The 20,785-nt window shown below is 63.7% G+C and carries 22 protein-coding genes; 9 read left to right on the plus strand and 13 right to left on the minus strand.

All coding sequences use genetic code 11. The features are described from left to right. Positions 1-6: 6 nt before the first annotated feature. From KVT37_RS04870 to KVT37_RS04890, 5 genes are all read right to left on the minus strand, one after another. A complete protein-coding gene (locus KVT37_RS04870; RefSeq protein ID WP_217570254.1) occupies positions 7-1,113 on the minus strand; it encodes a hypothetical protein in 1,107 nt (368 codons plus the stop codon). Then, entirely contained in the window at positions 1,113-1,730 is a 618-nt protein-coding gene (locus tag KVT37_RS04875; RefSeq protein WP_217570256.1) for a 5-bromo-4-chloroindolyl phosphate hydrolysis family protein, read from the minus strand. The genes KVT37_RS04870 and KVT37_RS04875 overlap by 1 nt, the downstream gene beginning before the upstream one ends. A gap of 8 nt (positions 1,731-1,738) precedes the next feature. Then, entirely contained in the window at positions 1,739-3,310 is a 1,572-nt protein-coding gene (locus tag KVT37_RS04880; RefSeq protein ID WP_217570258.1) for a substrate-binding domain-containing protein, read from the minus strand. A gap of 120 nt (positions 3,311-3,430) precedes the next feature. Further along, a complete protein-coding gene (locus KVT37_RS04885) occupies positions 3,431-4,510 on the minus strand; it encodes a toxic anion resistance protein (protein ID WP_217570260.1) in 1,080 nt (359 codons plus the stop codon). A gap of 253 nt (positions 4,511-4,763) precedes the next feature. After that, a complete protein-coding gene (locus KVT37_RS04890; protein WP_217570262.1) occupies positions 4,764-5,423 on the minus strand; it encodes an alpha/beta hydrolase in 660 nt (219 codons plus the stop codon). A 204-nt stretch (positions 5,424-5,627) separates the two neighbouring features. Between KVT37_RS04890 and KVT37_RS04895 the strand changes: the two genes are divergently transcribed. Next, entirely contained in the window at positions 5,628-6,803 is a 1,176-nt protein-coding gene (locus tag KVT37_RS04895) for an OpgC family protein (protein WP_217570264.1), read from the plus strand. 7 nt (positions 6,804-6,810) lie between these two features. Here KVT37_RS04895 and KVT37_RS04900 read toward each other — a convergent pair whose 3' ends face one another. Further along, a complete protein-coding gene (locus KVT37_RS04900; RefSeq protein WP_217570266.1) occupies positions 6,811-7,890 on the minus strand; it encodes a LacI family DNA-binding transcriptional regulator in 1,080 nt (359 codons plus the stop codon). A 177-nt stretch (positions 7,891-8,067) separates the two neighbouring features. Here KVT37_RS04900 and KVT37_RS04905 point away from each other — a divergent pair, with 177 nt between their 5' ends. Together KVT37_RS04905 and KVT37_RS04910 are read left to right on the plus strand one after the other, a co-directional pair. After that, positions 8,068-8,211, plus strand: coding sequence for a hypothetical protein (locus KVT37_RS04905; protein WP_217570268.1), 144 nt, complete (start codon positions 8,068-8,070; stop codon positions 8,209-8,211). A 57-nt stretch (positions 8,212-8,268) separates the two neighbouring features. Continuing rightward, positions 8,269-8,406, plus strand: coding sequence for a hypothetical protein (locus KVT37_RS04910; protein WP_217570270.1), 138 nt, complete (start codon positions 8,269-8,271; stop codon positions 8,404-8,406). Between the two features lie 2 nt (positions 8,407-8,408). Here KVT37_RS04910 and KVT37_RS04915 read toward each other — a convergent pair whose 3' ends face one another. After that, entirely contained in the window at positions 8,409-8,783 is a 375-nt protein-coding gene (locus KVT37_RS04915) for a DUF423 domain-containing protein (protein WP_217570272.1), read from the minus strand. Between the two features lie 35 nt (positions 8,784-8,818). After that, entirely contained in the window at positions 8,819-10,069 is a 1,251-nt protein-coding gene (locus KVT37_RS04920) for an MFS transporter (RefSeq protein ID WP_217570274.1), read from the minus strand. 115 nt (positions 10,070-10,184) lie between these two features. Here KVT37_RS04920 and KVT37_RS04925 point away from each other — a divergent pair, with 115 nt between their 5' ends. Further along, a complete protein-coding gene (locus tag KVT37_RS04925; RefSeq protein ID WP_217570276.1) occupies positions 10,185-10,850 on the plus strand; it encodes a GntR family transcriptional regulator in 666 nt (221 codons plus the stop codon). A 117-nt stretch (positions 10,851-10,967) separates the two neighbouring features. Beyond that, on the plus strand, positions 10,968-11,939 hold the full coding sequence (locus KVT37_RS04930; protein WP_217570278.1) for a glycosyl transferase family 90: 972 nt from the start codon (positions 10,968-10,970) through the stop codon (positions 11,937-11,939). A 13-nt stretch (positions 11,940-11,952) separates the two neighbouring features. Here KVT37_RS04930 and KVT37_RS04935 read toward each other — a convergent pair whose 3' ends face one another. Further along, the gene (locus KVT37_RS04935; RefSeq protein WP_217570280.1) at positions 11,953-12,996 is read right to left on the minus strand and encodes an aldo/keto reductase; all 1,044 of its coding nucleotides are present in this window, start codon (positions 12,994-12,996) and stop codon (positions 11,953-11,955) included. Between the two features lie 251 nt (positions 12,997-13,247). Here KVT37_RS04935 and ppk2 point away from each other — a divergent pair, with 251 nt between their 5' ends. After that, complete coding sequence (ppk2, locus tag KVT37_RS04940) at positions 13,248-14,168, plus strand: polyphosphate kinase 2 (protein WP_217570282.1); 921 nt, start codon at positions 13,248-13,250, stop codon at positions 14,166-14,168. Between the two features lie 168 nt (positions 14,169-14,336). Here the strand turns inward: ppk2 and KVT37_RS04945 are convergent, their stop codons facing one another. The 4 genes from KVT37_RS04945 to KVT37_RS04960 form a co-directional block, all read right to left on the minus strand. Continuing rightward, on the minus strand, positions 14,337-14,981 hold the full coding sequence (locus KVT37_RS04945) for a dihydrofolate reductase family protein (protein WP_217570284.1): 645 nt from the start codon (positions 14,979-14,981) through the stop codon (positions 14,337-14,339). 75 nt (positions 14,982-15,056) lie between these two features. Then, entirely contained in the window at positions 15,057-16,028 is a 972-nt protein-coding gene (locus KVT37_RS04950; protein WP_217570286.1) for a cobalamin biosynthesis protein CobT, read from the minus strand. A gap of 6 nt (positions 16,029-16,034) precedes the next feature. Next, positions 16,035-17,066, minus strand: a complete 1,032-nt coding sequence (gene hemB, locus KVT37_RS04955; protein ID WP_217570288.1) for a porphobilinogen synthase — start codon at positions 17,064-17,066, stop codon at positions 16,035-16,037. Positions 17,067-17,328: 262 nt separating this feature from the next. Continuing rightward, the gene (locus KVT37_RS04960; protein WP_217570290.1) at positions 17,329-18,141 is read right to left on the minus strand and encodes a DUF2066 domain-containing protein; all 813 of its coding nucleotides are present in this window, start codon (positions 18,139-18,141) and stop codon (positions 17,329-17,331) included. A 166-nt stretch (positions 18,142-18,307) separates the two neighbouring features. Here KVT37_RS04960 and KVT37_RS04965 point away from each other — a divergent pair, with 166 nt between their 5' ends. From KVT37_RS04965 to KVT37_RS04975, 3 genes are all read left to right on the plus strand, one after another. Continuing rightward, positions 18,308-19,351 (plus strand): enoyl-CoA hydratase/isomerase family protein, encoded by a 1,044-nt coding sequence (locus KVT37_RS04965; RefSeq protein ID WP_217570292.1) that lies wholly within the window; start codon positions 18,308-18,310, stop codon positions 19,349-19,351. Next, the gene (locus KVT37_RS04970; RefSeq protein WP_217570294.1) at positions 19,348-19,770 is read left to right on the plus strand and encodes a DUF6163 family protein; all 423 of its coding nucleotides are present in this window, start codon (positions 19,348-19,350) and stop codon (positions 19,768-19,770) included. Before KVT37_RS04965 ends, KVT37_RS04970 begins: the two co-directional genes overlap by 4 nt. Positions 19,771-20,071: 301 nt before the next feature. Then, complete coding sequence (locus KVT37_RS04975; RefSeq protein ID WP_040983294.1) at positions 20,072-20,587, plus strand: MarR family winged helix-turn-helix transcriptional regulator; 516 nt, start codon at positions 20,072-20,074, stop codon at positions 20,585-20,587. Positions 20,588-20,785 lie beyond the last annotated feature (198 nt).

The following is a 20,785-nucleotide window of genomic DNA, read 5'->3' on the forward strand; positions in this document are numbered from 1 at the left end:
GGCAGACTAGACTTCGAGCTGCGACAGCAGCGAAAGCATGACGTCGGCCGAAGGCATAGGCAGCACGGCTTCGATCTCGGCCGGGCGCACGCCGGCGACGGCGTCGGCGTCGCCCGCCACGGTGCCGAGCGGCCCGCGGAACCCGTGCTTCGACCAGGCGAGTTGCTGCAGCTTCGGACTGGTCAGCGCCTCGAGCAATTGATCGACCGCCGGATCGATGACGATCAGCGGATGTGCCGAATAGACGGTGGGGCGCGGATAGAGGATTTCCGGCTTGGCGCCGCTGCCTGCCTGCACGCGCTGCCAGCGGGCCGGATCGGCGAGCGCCCACTCGACCAGCTGGTTCTCGTAGCCGATGACCATTGGCTCAGCGCCGAGCCCGCCTGCGATGTACTGGTCGAACAGCTTGCCCGAAGATGACGATTTCAGCCCCATCGAGCGGAAGATCGCCTTCGCCTCCTCGCCATGCTGCGCCAGCAGTTCCTGCGTCGCCACGTCGCCGCTCATCAGGCTGAGCACAAGCCCTGCGAACATGAAACCGGAATTCGAGCGGTTGGGATCGGTGGAGACGATGCGGGCGCGGCCATAGAGCTCGGAAATGCCGAGATCCGACCAGTTCTTGCCGGCGAGAATGGCGTCGAGCAGCGCCTTGAGGTCGAGCTGGTTGTAGCCGCCCTTGGCGGCGACGCTGACCAGTCCGCTCTTTTTTAGCCCTTCGACCACTGGACCCCAGGTGTAGACGACGATCGGCGAGTTGAGCACCACCTGGTCGTTGCGGATGGAAACGCCGCTCTTGCGCGCCAGATCGACCATGATCGAGGAGGACGGCCACAGGAATTGCGGCTTTTGCGTCAGCAGCGCCGGTTCGCGCACCATCTCGACCGAGCCGGCGACGCGCGTGTCGAGTTCGAGCCCATAGCCGCCCAGCGCGCTGACGACGTCGGGATCGGCGAGGAAGGCCTGCTTCTCGCCGCCGATGAAGCCGAACAAATGCGCGCGGTTGCCGAGATAGCCACGGAACTCCGGCCGATCCTTGAGCGTCAGATAGCCGCCCGTTCCGGCCGCGGCGGCGGCAAGCAGTCCAAGTCCGAAAGCGCGGCGAGAAAGGGCCATCAGCGACCGATATCCTCTTTCAGCGACTCCTGGATGAGTCGAAGGTCAACGTCGAGCGTGCCGAGCTCGGAGTCCGCCTGGCTGTCGGCATAATGCACGAACGCGTCCTGCAGTTTGGTGATCACGGCGCCGACATTGGCAAGCCGCTGCTGGCTTGGCGCGCGGCGATCGGCCAGTGTCGCATAACCTTCGGCGACTTCCGCCGCCTGCGGCACGTAATAGGTCAGAAAGCGCCGCACGGAAGCCGCACTTGCCGGCTTCGCCTCGACCTTGGAGATCACGTCGGCGGCGATGTCGGACAGGTTCTTGACCTTGGCCTTCATGTCCTTGTCGGCGATCGAGCCGGCCGCCGCCGCCAGCCGGTCGGCAGCCGGCTGCGCCTGCGCCAGCAATTCGCGCGCGAACGCCACCTGGCCGCCGCCGATCGAGCGCAGGTCGAGCCCTTCGAAAAGCTGGCGCGGCGCCAGCACGAAGATCAGTCCGGCGAACACCAGCACCGAGATCGCCGCCGAGACCAGGAAGGGGAAGTGGGTGAGGGTGCTGAGACCAATCAGCAGCGCGGCCGACACCAGCCCCGCTACGATCCAGTTCCCGTCATTGCCGAACAAGCCGCGCATCGTTGGCCTTAGTTATAGCCGCGCGCGGCGCGGAAGGCACCGGCCAGATCGCCGCTGCCATCGAAGACGCGCGCCGAGGTCGCTTTGGCAAGGCTGTCGAGCTGACTCTTGTCGGCATCGCCGAAGGTGATGCCGAACACCGGCACTCGTACCGGCGCCTGGCGCCATTCAGCCAGGAACGGCTCGACGCTGCCGTCGGTGCGGCCGTCAGTCATGATGACGATCGCCGGCAGGTATTTCGACAGGTCGGGCGTCGCCAGGATCTTCTGCAGCGCCTGCGAGGCACACGCATACATGTCCGTGCCGCCGCCCGCGCGCTGCTGCGCCACGTCGCCGAGCAGCTGGTTCTGGCCCGCCGGATCGCCTGTCGCGTCGAAGACCTCGCGCACCGTGCTGTCGAAGGGCAGCACGAAGATGTGGTCGGACGGCGTCCACTGCACCAGCACCTCGCTCGATTTTTCCGGCGTGAACAGGAACTGCGCGGCCGCCTGCAACTGCTTCTCGCCTTCGTTCTCCATCGAACCGGAGAAGTCGAAGCAGAGCGCCGTCAGCGACGGTTTGCGCAGGGCCTCCTGATAGAGGTTCAGCGCGGTGCGGATGACGGCAGGCTCCGGCATGCGGATCGATGTCACCAGCTTGCCGGGATCGAAATTCCAGTCTGGTTCGGCGGTTGCCTGGATCGCCGCGCCGCCGAGCGGTAGCCGCCGGCCGGTGTCGGCAATGCGCTTTCGCACCGCATCCGACTGCAGATAGGCGAGCAGGTCGGTGAAGAATTTCTCGACGTCGGCGCCGCGCCCGTGATCGATGAAGCCGAGTGGGGAATCGCCGACCGCCACGCCATCGGCCGGATAGACGGCATAGAGCGGCTCGTCGCCCATCTGCTTCAGCTTGTCGTTGGTCTCCTTCAGCGTCGCCTCGTAATTCCACATCGCGTCATAGAGCGTGCCCTTGCGCGCGGAATCGACATAGAGGTCGGCCAACCAGCCGGACGAACCGGACGACCGCTCGACGCCCTGCAGCAAGGCGCTGACCGTATCGTGCACCGATGCGTTGTCGAGGTCGCCGGGCTCGATGACCTGCTTGCCGCCAAGAGCGCTGGAGAGCATCGCCAGATAGGCGCTGGCGCCGGAATTGGACTGCGTGGCCGATGTCATCAGGAATTTGAGCTTGCCGTCCTTCACCGCGGCAAGGATGTCTTTCATGTAGACTTGCTTGCCGATCCAGCCGAGTTCGGCGGCCTTGGACTTGCGCACGCCGAGGATGACCGGCATCTGCGCGATCGAGGTGAGGTTGCGCACCTTGCGGCCGGAATCGAACAGGTCGACCCAGACGCTTGACGCCGGCCAGACGGCATCCTGGTCGAGGCCCTCGGGCTTCTGCAGGCCGAGGCCGATATCGAGCGACCCCTGGTAGGAGATGGTGCAGGTCGCGCCCTGCTTGGCGCAGAATTCCTGAACGATCGGCTCCAGCACCGTGTTCTCGGAACCGGAGACGATCGAGAATTTGACATTGTTCGAATTGCAGGCCGCGAGCAGCAGCGCGGCCGCCAGCGCGAGAACGGACGAAAGCTTCATTCGCATCGAGGCCCCGTCAGCCCTGGAGCCGGATGATTTCAGGTCCACTCGACCTGAAATCATCCGGCTCCAAATCAAAGAGATAGAGCATGATGTCGTCCGAAAACCGCTTCACACTTTTCGACATCATGCTCCGGTGAGCGCTTTCTTGAGGTCGGCGGTCATCTGGTCCATCTGCTTTTCGGCATCGGCCCGCTTCTGCCGGCCCTGCTCCTGGACCTTGAGCACGCCTTGCACGGTATCGATCAGGTCGCGGTTGGCCTGCGCCAGCGTCTCGACATCGACGATGCCGCGCTGCGCCTGCTCCTCGATCGAGATGGCCTGATCCTTCATCATCTTCGATGTCTGACGGATCATCTCGTTGGTGGCGTCGGTCACCGTCTTTTGCAGCTCCAGCGCCGATTTCTGGTTGGTCAGCCCAAGGAGGATGACCATCTTCTGCTTCCAGGCCGGCACCGTCAGCGCCGAGGTTGCCTGCAGGTTCTCGATCAGCGTCTCGTCGCCCGACTGGACGATGCGGATCTGCGGCAATTGCTGGATGCCGAGCTGGCGCGCCTGCACCAGGTAGAAGATGCGCTTTTCCAGCCGGTCGAGCGCCTGCACCGCGTCCTGATAGGTTTGCGCCTCCAGCGCTCCGGCTGAATCGCCACCCTTGGCGTCGGCTACGGCCTTCAGCTTCGGCAGTTCGTTGGCGCGATAGTCGTCGACGAATTTCTTGCCGGCCTGCACATAGGCGTCGAGGTTGAGGATGGAGTCCTTCGTCTGCTCGTGCAGGTCGTCGAGCACGGCGATGTCACGGCGCAGCGTATCCTTGTGACGGTCGAGCTCCAGGCCGATGCGGTCGATCTGTCCGGCCACATCCTCATACTTCTCCTTGAAGCGTTCGAGCCTGGCCCTGAACGAGGAGAACAGGTTGCTCAGAAACCCTTCGTCCTTCAACGAAGCCGGATCGAGATTCCGGGCCTTCATGATGATGTCGGTGAGCAGCGTGCCGGTGTCGCCGAGATCGCGGTTGCGGATCTGCGACAGGATCTTGTCGGCATAGTCGCTGACGGCTTGCTGGGCGCGGTCGCCGAAGACCGAAATCGCCGCGCGGTCGCCAATATCGATGCCGCCTTCTATCCTGGCGACTTCGCCCGGACTGGCCGCGATAACGGGTAGTTTCGAAGTGTCGTCGAGCAAAGTGACGCTGTTCTCACCGGCCATATAGACCTCCCCTCAGTGAACAGTATCTCGATAGACAGTCTGTAACAGACATATGTCGCCGCTGTGGACAATGAAAGGATTCAGCGCCGGCAACCGTGAAAAAGGTTACTTTTCAACGACTCGGCCGGGTTGCTCCGCCCCATCCCGCGCTGCGAAGCGCTCGCCCGTTAGCGCGCGGGCGGCCACGCGGCGCTTTTTGAAAACGGCCTCGACCTGCTGATCGTCGGCACCGAAGCCCGTTTGGCGGGCGCGGTCAGGCCATCGCGATAGGCGCTGCCAGCCACTGCCGCACGATCGCGGCGTCCGTGTCGCCGAATTCGTGGCCCGAGGCAACGATACGCGCGTCGATCTCGGCGCCGCGCTGGCTGAACAGCGTCACCAGGGCAGGCGCGAACGGCCCGTAAGTCTGGTCGGCAGCGCCGGCGATGATCAGCACACGCATTCCGCCGAGCCCGGTCATCGGCGAAGCGTCGAGCACCGGCATCGCCCGCAAAAGCGCTGCCTGCCTGATCAGACCGGGATGCAGAAGCATCAGGCTGGAGACGACGTTGGCGCCATTCGAATAGCCAAGGAAAGTCGCATGGCTGAGGTCGAGCTCATGTCGCCGCGCGACTTCCGTCGCGAATTGGGCATAGGCGGCCGTCTCGGCGCGGATGGAAGCCTGCTCGAAGCTGGTCGGCGTGATTCGCTCGAACCAGCGAAATCCGTCCTCTTGGCGGATGCGGCCGCGCGCCGCGACAATCACTGAACGCGGCGCGATCCGCCTTGCCAGCGGCAGCAAAGTCGTTTCGTCCACACCCGATCCGTGCAGCAAGAACAGGCAGTCGCCGCTGGCGTTTGCCGGCTTCGAGAGACGGTAGGCAAATGTCAGATCCTCGCGCAGGATACTGTTTTCGTCGCTATATTCGGACACGCTCACATCCATTTGATTCCATGAGAGATTCATTGATTTGCCGGCTTCAAAACGGAATATTTTTCCGCTCCGCGAAAGTTGATTGAACCAGGCGCATTTCAGTCCGTTTCTTCGCCGATACACTCCACGTGGGAGGAATCGAAGCGGTGCGCCCCGGGGGTCGCATTGCTGGGTATGAACAACCAGCTTTGAGGCCTTTTGTCGATGACCACCCCTGTTTCCAACGAGCGCGATACGCGCATCGACGTGCTGCGCGCGCTGGCGCTGCTCACCATTTTCGTCGACCATGTGCCGGGCACCGTCTTCGAGAACTGGACCTACAAGAATTTCGGCTTTTCCGACGCGGCCGAAGCCTTCGTGCTGATTTCCGGTATCTCGGTGGCGCTCGCCTACGGCACAAAGTTCAAGCCGGGCGGCCGGTTGCTCGCGACTTTGAAAATGTGGCGGCGCGCTGGCGTTCTCTACATTTCCCACATCGTCATCACGATGGTGGTGATCGCGCTGTTTTGCGCCGCCGCGGTGTTCGCGCGCCGGCCGGAAATGCTGACCATGATCAACATCGAGCCCTTGATGCGCGACACGCCGCAGGTGCTGCTCGGCATCGTCACGCTCGGCCATCAGCTCGGCTACAACAACATCCTGCCGGTCTATGCGGCGCTGCTTCTGGCGGCGCCGGCTTTCGTGCTGTTCGTCAGCTACCGGCCGGTGCCGGCGCTGATCGTGTCTGGCCTGCTCTGGCTGGTTGCCGGCATCTGGCAGATCGCGCCGCCGAATTATCCCGAGCCTGGCCTCTGGTTCCTCAACCCGCTGTCCTGGCAGTTCCTGTTCAACATCGGCCTTGCCGCCATGCTGCATGTGAAGCGGGGCGGGCGGATCCCGGCCAATCCGTGGCTGCTTGGCGCCGCCGGCGTCTATGTGGTCGGCGCGGCGATCTGGGTGCACAGCCCGCTCTGGGGTCAGATCACCTGGTTCAACCTACCGGTGGTGATCGGCGGCTTCGACAAGACCTTCCTGTCGCTGCCGCGGCTCCTGCACATCCTGTCAGTCAGCTATCTGATCGTGGCCCTGCCGGCGGTCTCCAACCTCTTCCGCGTCCGGCCCGACAATCCGCTGGCGATCCTGGGCAAGCGCTCGCTGCCGGTGTTCATCGCCGGCACGCTGCTGGCCATGGCGGCGCAGGTGCTCAAGCTGATCAACCCGGGCGGTCCGGCCTACGACACCCTGCTGATCTCGGCCGGCATTGCCATGCAACTCGCGCTTGCGCTCTATCTTGAATGGCTCGCCGGCCTCGGCCCGTCGCGCGCCAAGCCGGTGCGCGAAGGGTCGGCGCGCCCGCCGTTCGGCGCGCAGCCGGTGCCGGCAAGGGCGGGAGGATACTGAGGTAGCTTTAGCCTTTGCGGGCCGGGCCGGTCGACGCTCTGACGATCAGCTTGACGCCCATCGTCTCGCGCCGCACCGCGCCGTCATGGTCGAGGATCATGCGCGCCGCGCGGCGGCCGATCTCGGTGATCGGCTGGGCGATCGTGGTCAGCGGCGGCGTGCACAGCGCGCCGTCGGGCACACCGTCGAAGCCGACGATCGAGACATCGCCGGGAACGCTGAGCCCCCGCGCTTTCAGCCATTCGATGGCGATCAGCGCCATGCGGTCCGACATCGCCAGGATGGCGGTCGGCTGTTCACCCTTGGCAAAGATCGCCTCTAGCCCGGCCCTGGTGCTTTTCTCCTCGTTCTCGGTCTCATAGACCGGGATTTTCGCCGTATCGATGCCGAAGCGAGAGAGCTCCTCGAAATAGCCGGCGAGACGGTCGCGCGTTCCGGTGTAGAGCGCGCCGCGCACGATCTCCGGCGTGGCGAAGCCGGTGCGGTTGTCGGCAAAGGCCAGCGACAGCACCGCGAAGCGGCGATGGCCGAGGTCGGCCAGATGGCGCGCCGCAAGCCGCGCCCCGGCGACATTGTCGACGCCGATGGCCGAGACCGTCTCGTCCTGGAAGCCGAGTTCCAGCGCCACGAAGGGCAGCCTGCGCTCGCGCGTCAGGTCGACAAGGCGCGAGCCGCCTTCGATGCAGAACAGGATGAAGCCGTCGACAAGCGCGCTCTGGATGTTCCAGGCAAGCTTTTCCTGGTTGGCGGCCGAGACCAGCGCGATGCCCGCGCCGGTGGCGTCGCAGGCTTCGGAAATGCCGGCCATCATCACGCGCGCGAAGGGATCGTCGAAGAAATAGGATAGGGGCTCGGTGGTGGCGACGCCGATGGCGTTGACCTTGCCGGCGCGCAGCAGCCGGCCTTTCGGATCCGGACCGGCATAGCCCATCTGCTCCGCCACCGCCTTGACCCGCTCGCGCACTTCGGCGCGCACGATCTCGGGCCGGCTGAAAACATTCGAGGCCGTACCATGCGAGACGCCGGCCGCCTTGGCGATATCCGCCAGCCGGATGGGTCTTGCCTGGCCTTCGAGGAGTGATGCCACTGTCGTTCCTCCGAATCCGGTCACGCCACGACCATGACCGCTGAATTGCTGCCGGTCATCTAACATTTTTATTGGATCGATTCAAATTTCCGCTTGACTTAGAATGCATGGCGCTTATGCTTTGAATCGATCCAAGTTGCCGCTTCATGGTGAAGCGGCTTTCATCAGGAGGGTGCCATGCATCCGGTGAGCTATCTGTTCGAGGACATTTATCGAAACGATTGGGGCATCGCCTCGGTCACCGCCAGCGAGAAGCGCCGCGGCAGATTCAGTCCCTGGAAGCGCGAGCCGCGCTTCTTCGTGGAGCGCAAGCGCGGCTGACCTATAGCCATTTTTCGCATCGTTCGATTGGATCGATTCAATTAAGAGGAGGCTGTCATGCATCCGATTGGTCATCTGTTTCAGGATATCTATCGCAACTACTGGGGCATCACGCCCGGAACCGAGCAGCCTGAACGGCGCCGCGTCGGTGAGCTGCCCGCGCGCAAGCGTAAGCGGCGTGCTGGCCGAAAATAGGTCTAGGGCCGACCTCGCCACAGCGCCGAGACGGCGATCGCCACCCAGCCGGCGATCAAAAGCGTGCCGCCGATCGGCGCCGACATCGGAAACAGCCGTGAGCCGAGAAAGTCGCGGGCCAGCAGATCGCCGCAAAACAGCAGCAAGCCGGCGAGCAGGACGAAGCTCGCGATCCTCAGGCAGCGGTTGCCGCCCGCCAGGCCGATGGCAAGGAACGCCGGCGCGTGCATCAGCAGGAAGTTGGCCGCCGTGCCGGTGAAGGCGCCACCGCGGTGCGCGGCGGCAGCCGACAGTGCCACGCCTGCCGCGCCGACGAGCCCGCCAGCCAGCACGAGAAGTCGGCTGCCGCCGTTCGACGATTGCGTGGCGAGGCTCATGCGGAATGCTCCGTGCTTTGGTTTGACCGACGATCCTACCGGGATTCGCCAGCCTCGATCAGCATATGCCGCGACCGGCGCGACTGGACAATCCAGTTGTATGCCGCACCCAGCGCCATCAGCGCCGACGTGCCCAGAAACACCGAGCGCATGCCGAAATGCCCGCCGAAGAAGCCGCCGGACAGCGGCCCCGCGACCTGACCGACATATTGCGCCGAGATAGCCAGTCCAAGCACATTGCCGCCAATGCCGTCGGGGATGTTGTGGCGGATGACGCTGGTGATGCAGGGCAACAGGCCGCCCAGCGCCAGGCCCATCAGGAAACGCAGCCCGATCAACTGCCAGCCGTCGGTGACGAAAGCTTGTGGAACAAGCAGCAGCGCCGAGACGGCAAGCGCTCCGACCACGACGTTCCAATGGCCGACGCGGTCGGCGAGCTTTCCCAGCCAGGATGACGACAGGATGGTGCCGAGCGCCGCCGCCGACATGACGACGCCGGCGACCATGGTCACCTTGCTCTGGTCTTCGATGAGCTGCTGCACATAGACGGTGATGATCGGCTCGATCGACATGGTGGCGAAGGCGAGCAGCATGCCGGTGGTCAACATGGCGACGACCGGCCGTTTGTCCGGGATCTGCGACCAGCCGCTTTTCGGCTTCGCCGCCGAGGCGGGCTTGGGCGCCGGCGGGTTCTCCTTGATCAGGAATGTCGTCGCCAGGAACGCCAGGAAGATGACGGCGCCGGAAAGCAGGAAGGTCGCGCGGATGCCGATCAGCGGCGGCAGCAGCCCGCCGAGCAGCGGTCCGACCAGCGAGCCCGCCGTGATGCCCGCCGCCAGCACCCCCAGCGCCCAGCCCGAGCGCTCCTTGGGCGTCTGCATCGCCACCAGGATCGTGGATCCCGACGAATAGCCACCGGCAAAGCCGATCAGCAGCCTCAGCAGCACCAGTTGCCAGACGCTTTGGACCATGCCGGTCAGCGACATGCAGATCGCCATGCCGAACGAGGCGCGCACAAGCATCAGCTTGCGGCCGTAACGGTCGCCCAGCCGTCCCCACAGGGGCGCCACCAGCGCCGCGGCGAAGAAGGTCGCGCCATAGGCGATGCCCGACCACTGCACGATCGCCGCATGGCCCTCGGCGCCGAGCTGCTCGACGTAAAGCGGTAGGAACGGCAGCAGCAGCGTCATAGCGATGAGCGTGCTGAACGAGCCGGCGAAGCAGACGGCGAGGTTGCGTCGCCAATGGATGTTGAAGCCGCTCTGTTCGGATTCGTTCGGCGTCATGTCGCGCATGCCAATGCTGGGGTTGTTACGGATACCAACTTGGGATACCAAGCCGGTATTCGTCATGGACCTGACACCAGCCGCTGTCAATGCGGCTCTGAAGAGCGGAACGACAATGTCGCAGATGCAAAATGTCGAAAGGCAGCTTCGCGAGATGATCCTTGGGCTGGAGATCGGCCCTGGCGAGCGGCTGACCGAGCGCTGGATCGAGAGCCGTTTCGGCGCCTCGCGCACGCCGGTGCGGGCGGCGCTGCTGCGCCTGGAGACGGAAGGGCTGATCGGCCGCGACGGCCGCGGCTGGACGGTGGCGCCGATCAATCTTGCCGAGCTTGGGCAGATCGCCGTCTACCGCGAGGCGGTGGAGGTCGCGGCGGTCCGCCTGACGGCCGCGCTCGAGGATCGCGGCGGGATCGACGTGATCGCGGCGATGCTCGATTCTTGCGACGCGGAGACGCCGCGCGAGGAATGGCACCGCGTCGGCATGGATTTCCACATCGAACTGGCGAGGCTTTCCGGCAATGAGTTCCTGCTCAGGGCGGTTCGCGATGCGATGACCAGGTTGTCGCGGGCGCGCTGGCTGGAAGTGCGCGATGAAAAGGCGCTCGGCCGCGCCTGGGCCGAACATCATGCCATCCTCGCCGCCGTCAGGGCCGGCGATGCAGACGAATCGGCGCGCCTGCTTTCCGCCCACATCGCCGGCAGCCGCGATCGGCTGGTCAATTCACTCCACGACGACCGGCGCGGCTTGCGCGCCAGAGGTTTCGCTGTCGTCGCAGCGTAAGTTGTCGTGTGTCCAACCGCATTAGCAGGCTTGCAACATGGCCGGGAGAATGCTGTAGGAGACGAGGGGGGGATGAAGGCCGACTACCATTGATCATCTTGCTGAACACGCGGACGCATGGCCACGATCTCACGAACCGCCGCAAAGCTGTTCTACTACGCGCGGAATTTCGCGCGTGACCGCGCACCGCAGTCCCTGTTCCGCGACCGCCTGGCCGGCCGGCTCGAACAGGCCAGGCTCTCGGGCAAGACGGTTCGCGAGCGACTGAACTACTACAACAAGCTGGAACACCCGTTCGTGCCCAGTCCGGACGCCATCGCCGTCGGCAAGCTGCCGACCTCTTCCAGCATGTATTATTACGATCTCAAGGAATTCGCCCGCTACTTCGATCCCGGCCTGCTGATCGATTTCGAATTCGGCGACGTCGTCGGCATCCCGGAAGTCCCGAGGATCGTCAAGGACCGGCCCATCGGCGACGACAACGCCAATGGCGTGCTGATGAAGCTGAACAAGTTCCGCCACTTCTACATGCCGCCCGACAGCCTGCCGTTCGCCGCCAAGCGCCCGATGGTGGTCTGGCGCGGCCACCTCAACAATCCTATCCGCACCCGCTTCGTGGAAAAGGCAGCCGACCTGGCGATCTGCGATGCGGGTTCCCATAGGACCGATGCGCCGGACGGCTATCGCAAGCCGTTCCTGAACATCGAGGAGCAGCGGCGCTATCGCTACATCGTCTCGCTGGAAGGCAATGACGTCGCGACGAACCTCAAATGGATCATGAGCTCCAATTCGCTCTGCCTGATGCCGGAGCCGACCTATGAAACCTGGTTTGCCGAGGCCCAGGTCGAGCCCAATGTCCACTACGTGCCGCTCGATCAGGATTTCTCGGACCTTGCCGACAAGGTGGCTTATTTCGAAAGGCATCCCGCCGAAGCGGCACGGATAACCGCCGCCGCCAACGCCTATTGCCGCAAATTCGGCAATGAACAGGACGAGCAGGCGATCTCGCTGCTCGTCCTCTATAAATATTTCGTGCTGAGCGGGCAGATAAAGCCCGATGCCGAAGTCTGGCGCTTTATCGCCGGCTAGGTCCCGCAGCGTTCTAAGCGTGGGAGCGGTCGAGCACTTTATCGGCCGGCCCGAAACGGTCCCTGGCGGTGAACTGCTGGTGCCAGTAGGGGTAGAGCACCGGCGGCCGGCTGACCGCGTCGAGGCGCAGCCGTTCTTCCTCGCTCAGCGAAAGGCTGGCCGCGGCGAGGTTGTCCTTGAGCTGCGCCTCGTTGCGGGCGCCGATCACCAGCGAGCTCACAGCCGGACGGCCGAGCAGCCAGGCGAGCGCCACCTGGGCGCCCGAGACGCCGCGCGCCTTGCCGATATCGGTGAGCGCGTCGACGATGCGCCACAGGCGGTCCTCGTCGCGGATCGGCGGTTCCTTCCAACCGCCGAGCTGGCGCGCGGTCGGGCTGTCGCGATGATATTTGCCGGAGAGCAGGCCGCCCGCCAGCGGGCTCCAGACCAGCACGCCGAGACCCTGGTCGACCGAGATCGGCAGCAATTCGTACTCTGCCTCGCGCGCTTCCAGCGTGTAGTGAATCTGCTGGGTGACGAAACGGGCCTGGTGGCGGCTGTCGCTGACGGCCAGAGCCTTCATCACCTGCCAGCCGGACCAGTTGGAGCAGCCGATGTAACGGATCTTGCCCTGATTGACCAAGGTGTCGAGCGCCGCGATCGTCTCTTCGACCGGGGTCAGTCCGTCCCACTGGTGGACGAAATAGACGTCGATGACATCGGTCTTAAGTCGCTTCAGGCTCTTTTCGCATTCGCGGATCAGATGGTGGCGCGACAGGCCTTCGTCATTTGGGCCGCTGCCGATGCGCATGCGCGCTTTCGAGGCGATCAGCACATCGTTCTTGCGCTTGCCGCCAAGCGCCTCGCCGATGATCTCCTCCGACAGGCCGTTGGAGTAGACATTGGCGGTGTCGATGAGATTGATGCCGGCATCGATGCAGGTGTCGATGATGCGCTTGGCTTCCGCAAGATCGGAATTGCCGACGGCGGCGAACGGACCGGTGCCGCCGAAGGTCATGGTGCCAAGCGTCAGCGTCGAAACCTTGAGGCCGGAACGGCCAAGGGTGCGGTATTCCATGTCAGATCCTCGCAATTTTTGTTTGAAGTGGCGCCGGCAAAAGGGCGAGGGGATTTGTAGGACAAATCGGACGGCCTGTCGCCCCGCTATCGATACGCGTCGATCACATATCGGCTGGTCCAGCATCGTAGAGCGGCGCTTGCAATAAAACCGTCATTGCGCGTCTGTATCTCAGTCGGCTTACGGAGTTGCGTTTGCGGTGCCGCCGGAACGCATCCGAGGCAAGGTGGCTGGCAGGCAGGAGCTGCGCGATGAACGAACTCAAAACAAATTCCGGGGCGAAGGACTGGCTCGAAGCCGAACTCGAGGACACGCTCGACGAAGATTATGAGCTGGAGCTTTCCGAGCCGGCGCTCTCGCTCGAGATCGCCAAGATCTACAAGAAGTCGCATCCGCCATCCATCGAGCGGATGACCTATTTCCGCGAGCTGCTCAGGCTGCAGTCCGAGTTGATCAAGCTGCAATCCTGGGTCGCCTACCACAAGAAGAAGCTGGTGGTGATCTTCGAGGGCCGCGATTCCGCCGGCAAGGGTGGCGTCATCAAGCGCATCACCCAGCGGCTCAACCCGCGCATCGCCCGTGTCGTGGCGCTGCCGGCGCCGACCGAGCGCGAGAAGTCGCAATGGTATTTCCAGCGCTACGTGCCGCATCTCCCGGCCGGCGGCGAGATCGTGCTGTTCGACCGCTCCTGGTACAACCGCTCCGGCGTCGAGCGCGTGATGGGCTTCGCCGGACAGGATCAGGTCGAGGAATTCTTCCACGACGTGCCCGAATTCGAGCGCATGCTGGTCCGTTCCGGCATCACGCTGGTCAAATACTGGTTCTCGATCACCGACGAGGAACAGCAGATGCGCTTCCTGATGCGCATCCACGATCCGATGAAGCAGTGGAAGCTGTCGCCGATGGACCTGCAGTCGCGCGTGCGCTGGGAACAGTACACCAAGGCCAAGGAAGAGACTTTCGCCCGCACCAACATTCCGGAAGCGCCTTGGTTCATCGTCGAGGGCAACGACAAGAAGCGGGCGCGGCTGAACTGCATGGATCATCTCCTGCAGCAATTGCCCTATGAGGAAGTGCCGCACGAAGAAATCTCGCTGCCCGAGCGCGTCTTCAACCCGCAATACGAGCGCCAGGTGCTGCCGCGCGAGCTATATGTGCCGGAGAAGTATTGAGGCGGTGACTCCCCTTCTCCCCTTGTGGGAGAAGGTGGATCGGCGCTTTAGCGCCGAGACGGATGAGGGGTGCTCCAGCGGAGTGAGGCGTTGGTGTTCCCTGGAACACCCCTCATCCGTCGCCTTCGGCGACACCTTCTCCCACAGGGGGAGAAGGAGGAGCCCTGCCTACGCCCGTCCAACCATCACATGCGTGGCATCGGCCGTCGCCACCTGGCCGGTGCAGCGATAGCCCAGCTTCAGCATGTCCAGCCCCGCAAACAGATGCTCTCCTGAGCCGAGCAGAAGAGGCGAGACCGCCAGGTGCATCTCGTCGATCAGCTTCTCCTCGAGATACTGCCGCACGGTCGAGGCGCCGCCGCCGACGCGCACATCCTTGCCGCCCGCCGCCGCCTTCGCCTGTTCGAGCGCCGAATGGATGCCGTCGGTGACGAAGTAGAAGGTCGTGCCGCCTTCCATCTCGATCGGCGCGCGCTTGTGATGCGTCAAAATAAAGGTCGGCACGTGATAGGGCGGGTTGGGGCCCCACCAGCCTTTCCAGTTGTCGTCCGGCCATTCGCCGCGGCTCGGCGCGAACATGTTGCGGCCGAGGATCCAGGCGCCGACATTCTCGAAGCTGCGCACGGCAAACTCGTCATCGGTATCCGTCGTCCCGCCTTCCTTGCCGATCATCTGTTGGAACGAGCGGGTTTTGATCATCCATTTGTGCAGGTTTTCGCCGCCCACGCCGAGCGGGTTGGCGAGGCTCTGGTCGGGGCCGGCGCCGTAGCCATCGAGCGAGATCGTAAAACAATTGACACGGAGCTTGGACACGGATTTCCTCCTAACCGGTTGCAAATTGCAAGTGGTTATGGAGTAGCTAAACCGATTGCATATTGCAAACGGTATTTAACGCGCGACCGGCTTGCCGCCAAACTCAATATCGCCAGCAAGCTTGCTTCGACCCTCGACAAGCTGGCGCTGCAATGCCACCAACATGGCCTTGCCGAGCTCATCCGGCGCCTCGCAGTTCGTCGAAACGCGGTAATAGTTGTCGACCTCAAAGGCCAGACCGATCGCGAGCAACTCGACGTCGCCGGTGGCCTCCAGATGCCGAACCACTTGCAAGAGATGGTCATGGAGATAGCGCGGGCCATTGGCTTGAAGCGTTGAATCATCCACTGGCGCCCCATCAGAAATGACAAGCAGTATTTTGCGGGCTTCAGGACGTTCCCGCAGCCGCCCAGCGGCCCATTCGATAGCTTCACCGTCAATGTTTTCCTTGAGCAGATCCGGCCGCAACATCGGCTTGATAGTGTGACCGATGCTGCTCTGCCGCGTGTCGCTGGCATCGCGGTATACGATATGAAGCAGGTCGTTCAGCCTGCCTGGATTTTTAGGTCGGCCATCCGCATCCCAGGTGTGCCGCGAATTCCCACCGCGCCAAGTGCGCGTGGTGAAGCCCAGCACTTCAACCTTTGTGCAGAGCGTCCTCAGGAACTCCTGCGCGATGTCGACGGAAGCGGCTGTATACAGTATTTTTTGGCCACGCATCGATCCGGACTGATCGACGAGAATGGAAACCACGGTGTTGGCCAGGTCGGAGGGCGACAAATTGGTCCGGACTTCCGCAGCCGCGTCCGACGCCAAGATCAGGTGCTTCGTTCGCCAGCCGGCAAGGCCGCTCTCCAACTCGTCCCATGCGGCGTCAAGCGCGGCTTTGTTTTTTTCCGAGAGCGGACCGATGGCGCTGGGCAGAGTGGAACTCGGCACGATGCAGTCGTGAAGAGTGACATAGGCGTGATAGCCGATTGTCGTAGTGTCGCCACGCGGCGCGGCAACAAACAACGACCTGAAGCGCTTGCCCAGCCCCCGCAGCAATGTCGCTTACCCCCGCAGCATCTCCGCCACGGTCGGCGCGAAATAGGTCAGCACGCCATCGCAACCGGCGCGCTTCAGGGCGAGCAGCGATTCCAGCATCGCCTTTTCGCCGTCGATCCAGCCATTGGCGCTTGCTGCCTTGATCATCGAATACTCTCCCGACACCTGGTAGGCGAAGGTCGGCATCTGCAACTCGTCCTTCAGCCGGCGGATGATGTCGAGATAGGGCAGGCCTGGCTTGACCATCAGCATGTCGGCGCCTTCGGCGAGGTCCTGCTCGGCCTCGCGCATTGCCTCGTCCGAGTTGGCGTGGTCGATGTAATAGGTCTTCTTGTCGCCCTTGAGCAGGCCGGCGGTGCCGACGGCCTCGCGATAGGGGCCGTAGAAGGCCGAGGCGAACTTCGTCGCATAGGACATGATCGCCACGTCCTGGAAGCCGTTGGCGTCGAGCGCGTCGCGGATGGCGCCGATGCGGCCGTCCATCATGTCGGACGGCGCGATGATGTCGGCGCCGGCCGCGGCCTGGATGACGGCCGCGGCCGCGACCTGCTCCACTGTCTCGTCATTGACGATTATGCCGTCGCGCAAAATGCCGTCGTGGCCGTGGCTGGTGAAGGGGTCGAGTGCGGCATCGGTGATGATGCCGATCTCTGGCACCGCGTGCTTGATGGCGCGCGTGGCGCGGTTGATGATGTTGTCCGGATCGAGGATGTGCGAGCCGGTCTGGTCGCGCAGCCCAAGCTCGACATTGGGGAAGGTGGCGATCGCCGGAATGCCGAGCTTGGCCGCACGCTCCGCTTCCTTCACCGCGAGATCGATAGTCAGGCGATAGACGTCCGGCATGGCGGCGATCGGCTCGCGCCTGTTCTTGCCGTCGATGACGAAGATCGGCCAGATCAGGTCGTTCACCGAAAGCTGGTTCTCCTGCACCAGCCGGCGCGACCAGTCGGCCTTGCGCATGCGCCTCAGCCGCCGGCTGCCGGTGATCTCGTCGACGCTGCGCGCGCCGGCCGGTTTTGCGGGGGTGAATTTGTTCATCGCCTAAACTCTCTTTTTCGCCGGGCTTTTACCACGCGTCTTAGCCGCTGACCAATGCGACACGATTGTGCCAGGGCTGATCGCGGGTTCCTCGCCTCCGCCGGAGGCGGGGGAGAGGTGTCCGCGAAGCGGACGGAGAGGGGGCTTTCGTAGGGCGGAGAGTCTTCCAATACGAGGTGCTTTTGCCGACGGAACCGGCGCTCCCCCTCTCCGTCTCGGCTTCGCCGAGCCACCTCTCTCCACTTCGTGGGGCGAGGAACGCCTAAGGCTGCCCGTGCCCCGACAGGATCTGCGCCGCGCCTCTTATCGCAACCCGAAACGCTTCATCGAAGCTGACGCCGCGCACCTGCCAGCGATAGGTCTTGCCGTGATCGGCCAGCCGCCAGTCGGCGACCCAGCCGAGCTCCTTGTCGCTCCACACGATACCGCCGGCGAGCGCGCGGGCCGCGCCGGCCTTCTTCGCAAGCTGGTCTAGTTTCCCCATGTCGGCCGTAGCGAGCGCCTTCTCGTCGAGCTCGCCAAGCTGCCCGGTCTTTGGAAAGCTGACGCGCATCAGCAGAGGAGCGGCGGCGTTGGCGAAGGATTCGCGCATCGCGTTACCGCGTTCCTCGTCGGGCGTCAGCACGAAATGCCGCGAGCCCTGCTCGGCGGTCATGAAGACCTCGATCAGCGGCCGTGCACCCAGCCATGGCCGGCTGCCGAGCTGCGCCAGCAGCTTGTCTATGACTGCCGGCTTATAGAGACAGGTCAGGTCATGCGGCCGGTCATGCGTGCCTTGCTCGTCATGGATCGGGATGCCTTCGAGCCGGTCGTGGTAGCGGAAGGACTGGACGAAGTCGGCCGCCTTGTCGCGCAGCGCCAATATCTCCGGCTTCTGCGTCAGCCGCTGGTCGCCCGAGACCTTGACCAGTACTTTGTCCAGGCATTCGCGAAAGCCGATCTGCCGGTTGACCTCTCCAGTGCCGGTGACGATCGCCTGCGCCTGGTAGAGCTCAGGGATCGTCGCGGCATGCGCGGCAACTCCCGGCGCCAGGAGGCCAACCAGTCCAACCACGAAGCGAGAAATTCCAGGCATGTCGCTGCTCGAAACCAGTCGGGGCGCGGGCACGGTGCTTTGCCGGTTACCTAACATCTGGCGCGACGGCCCGCCAGCGCTGGGATCGCCACCATTGACGCCTCCCCATGCCGCCTTTAGCACTTCTCTCCCCCGGGCAGGGCGCAGAGAAGGGATTCTCCTGGTGATGGATTTTGGCGGAGGCGACGAGATCCGCTTCGAGCGACTGGGCAGAGCGGGCGTCGTCACATTGACACGGCCGAAGGCGCTCAACGCCGTCACGCATTCGATGGTCAAGGCGCTCGGCAAGGCGCTCGATGCCTGGGAAGAGGACGCCGGCGTCGGTGTCGTCGTCGTCAAGGCCGAGGGCAGGGCGTTTTCCGCCGGCGGCGATATCCTGCACATCTATGAGGCCGGCCGCGCCGGCAGGCCGCCGGTCGATTTCTTTGCCGACGAGTACCGGTTGAACGCCCGTATCGCCCGCTTCAGGAAACCCTATGTAGCGCTGATCGACGGCATCGTCATGGGCGGCGGCGTCGGTATCTCCTTCCACGGCTCGCATCGCGTGCTGACCGAGAACGCGCAGTTCGCCATGCCCGAGGTCGGCATCGGCTTCTTCCCCGATGTCGGCGGCAGCCATCTGCTGCCGGATCTCGGCGGCTCGTTCGGCATGTATCTCGGGCTGACGGGAAACCGCATCCGCTATGGCGACGCGCTGTGGTCGGGGCTCGCCACCCACACCGTCAAGGCCGCGGACCAGGCGGGCCTGCTCGACGAGCTGGCGACGAGCGGCGACGCCAATGCGGAATTGCGCGATTTCTTCGTGCCGGCCAAGCGCGAGACCGAGCGGCACGACCTGGAGGCCATCGCTCGCCACTTTTCGCAGCCGTCGCTCGCCGACGTTGTCGCCAGCCTGGAACGGGCCGGGGCAGAAGACGCTTTTGCCGCGAAGACGCTGGCGACGCTGAAAACCCGCTCGCCGACCAGCCTCAACATCGCCTGGCGCCAGATCAGCGCGGGATCGACGCTGTCGATGGACGAATGCATGAAGATGGAGTTCCGCATCCTGAACCGCATGCTTGCCGGCCATGATTTCTACGAGGGCATCCGCGCCGCCATCATCGACAAGGGCTCGACGCCCGCCTGGCGGCCGGCGAGCCTGGATGAGGTCAGCGCCGCCGACATCGACGGCTATTTCGCGTCGCTGGGCGATAAGGAACTCGTCCTGTGAACGAAGTGACCTCCAGGCGCGTGGTGCTGCAGCCCTCGACCACCGAGATCATCTTCGCCTGGTTCCAGCGCGTCATCGCCGGCTACTGCCTGCTGTTCGGCATCCTTTACTGGATCCGCCTGATCGGCATTTATCCGGGCGAGCTGTGGCGCTTCGACCTGATGCCGGTGCACTGGCAGGTGGCGGCGGCCATGCTGGCCGTCTTCTTTCCTTTCGCGGCCGCCGGCCTCTGGATGCTGGCGTCCTGGGGGCCGGTGATCTGGTTCATCTGCGCCGCGACCGAGACGGTGATGTATGCCGGCTTTCCCGATCTCTTCGGCCACCGCATCCTGATCGTCGTCTCGCATGCCTGCGTGGCCTTGCTCTACATCGTCTTTCGCGTCACCATCTGGCTGCAGAAGCGCCAGCTGCGCCAATAGAGCATGATGCCGAAAAGCGTGAAGCGGTTTTCGCACGACATCATGCTCCACTCATAAAGCCGGCCGAAGACCGGCTTCCCGGGCCGATTTCCGAGCCCGTTTACCTGCAAAATCCATTGCCTAAATCTTTAGGTTAATTGTTCTTGCTCGGGTGACCGATCGTTAAGCGTCTTCCGAAACCTCTTACCGGTAAGCTCTTGTTAGCCCTGGCGTTTAAGTCGAATTTTATGAGTATTCGATAGTGTCGCGATCAAGGTGAAAAACAAAAAATCACCAAGGCGACAAACGAGAGGCAAAGACAATGATCAATTCGCGTCCGGCGGCGAAGACCGCAAACGTATCCGACGATCGCCGCGAGGCTATCCGCTCGCTGTATATGGAATCGCTGCAGCTGGTGGAGCGCCTGCACCGCCGCCTGCTTGACGTGATCAAGGACGAGTTCGACCGCAACGGCCGTTCCGACATCAACGCCATCCAGGCGCTGCTGCTCTTCAACATCGGCAATTCGGAGCTGACCGCCGGCGAGCTGCGTTCGCGTGGCTACTATCTCGGCTCGAACGTCTCCTACAATTTGAAGAAGCTGGTCGACCTCGGCTTCATCAACCACCAGCGCTCGCGCATCGACCGCCGTTCGGTGCGCGTCTCGCTGACGCCGAAGGGCAACGAGGTGGCCGACGTGGTGGCCGGCCTCTATGAGCGCCACGTCGGCTCGATCGAAGCGGTGGGCGGCATCAACACCGACGAGTTCAAGCAGATGAACCGCGCCCTGCAGCGCCTCGACCGCTTCTGGAACGACACGATCGCGTATCGGATGTAAGCGGACACAACGTTTCGAGCCGCGCTGAAGAAGCGCGGCCCCGTGGGAAATAGTAGAGGGCCGGTTCCAAGAGGCGCCGGTCCCTGTCTTCTTGCGATCAGACTTTGGCCTAACGGCGTCACATGCCGCGCAAATCATGAGGTGCAGAAGATCCGGCACCTTCCCAAAGTCCTACGCGCGGAAAAACGCGGCGCTAGC

Origin of the sequence: Mesorhizobium sp. GbtcB19 (genome assembly GCF_019091085.1) — a bacterium.
Lineage (GTDB): Bacteria > Pseudomonadota > Alphaproteobacteria > Rhizobiales > Rhizobiaceae > Mesorhizobium.

What these genes read in the sequence shown, in the direction of transcription:
- KVT37_RS04870 (WP_217570254.1), bottom strand. Translation starts at nt 1,113, where the DNA reads ATGGCCCTTTCTCGCCGCGCTTTCGGACTTGGACTGCTTGCCGCCGCC.
- KVT37_RS04875 (WP_217570256.1), bottom strand. Translation starts at nt 1,730, where the DNA reads ATGCGCGGCTTGTTCGGCAATGACGGGAACTGGATCGTAGCGGGGCTG.
- KVT37_RS04880 (WP_217570258.1), bottom strand. Translation starts at nt 3,310, where the DNA reads ATGCGAATGAAGCTTTCGTCCGTTCTCGCGCTGGCGGCCGCGCTGCTG.
- KVT37_RS04885 (WP_217570260.1), bottom strand. Translation starts at nt 4,510, where the DNA reads ATGGCCGGTGAGAACAGCGTCACTTTGCTCGACGACACTTCGAAACTA.
- KVT37_RS04895 (WP_217570264.1), top strand. Translation starts at nt 5,628, where the DNA reads ATGACCACCCCTGTTTCCAACGAGCGCGATACGCGCATCGACGTGCTG.
- KVT37_RS04905 (WP_217570268.1), top strand. Translation starts at nt 8,068, where the DNA reads ATGCATCCGGTGAGCTATCTGTTCGAGGACATTTATCGAAACGATTGG.
- KVT37_RS04910 (WP_217570270.1), top strand. Translation starts at nt 8,269, where the DNA reads ATGCATCCGATTGGTCATCTGTTTCAGGATATCTATCGCAACTACTGG.
- KVT37_RS04915 (WP_217570272.1), bottom strand. Translation starts at nt 8,783, where the DNA reads ATGAGCCTCGCCACGCAATCGTCGAACGGCGGCAGCCGACTTCTCGTG.
- KVT37_RS04920 (WP_217570274.1), bottom strand. Translation starts at nt 10,069, where the DNA reads ATGACGCCGAACGAATCCGAACAGAGCGGCTTCAACATCCATTGGCGA.
- KVT37_RS04925 (WP_217570276.1), top strand. Translation starts at nt 10,185, where the DNA reads ATGTCGCAGATGCAAAATGTCGAAAGGCAGCTTCGCGAGATGATCCTT.
- KVT37_RS04930 (WP_217570278.1), top strand. Translation starts at nt 10,968, where the DNA reads ATGGCCACGATCTCACGAACCGCCGCAAAGCTGTTCTACTACGCGCGG.
- KVT37_RS04935 (WP_217570280.1), bottom strand. Translation starts at nt 12,996, where the DNA reads ATGGAATACCGCACCCTTGGCCGTTCCGGCCTCAAGGTTTCGACGCTG.
- ppk2 (WP_217570282.1), top strand. Translation starts at nt 13,248, where the DNA reads ATGAACGAACTCAAAACAAATTCCGGGGCGAAGGACTGGCTCGAAGCC.
- hemB (WP_217570288.1), bottom strand. Translation starts at nt 17,066, where the DNA reads ATGAACAAATTCACCCCCGCAAAACCGGCCGGCGCGCGCAGCGTCGAC.
- KVT37_RS04960 (WP_217570290.1), bottom strand. Translation starts at nt 18,141, where the DNA reads ATGCCTGGAATTTCTCGCTTCGTGGTTGGACTGGTTGGCCTCCTGGCG.
- KVT37_RS04965 (WP_217570292.1), top strand. Translation starts at nt 18,308, where the DNA reads ATGGATTTTGGCGGAGGCGACGAGATCCGCTTCGAGCGACTGGGCAGA.
- KVT37_RS04975 (WP_040983294.1), top strand. Translation starts at nt 20,072, where the DNA reads ATGATCAATTCGCGTCCGGCGGCGAAGACCGCAAACGTATCCGACGAT.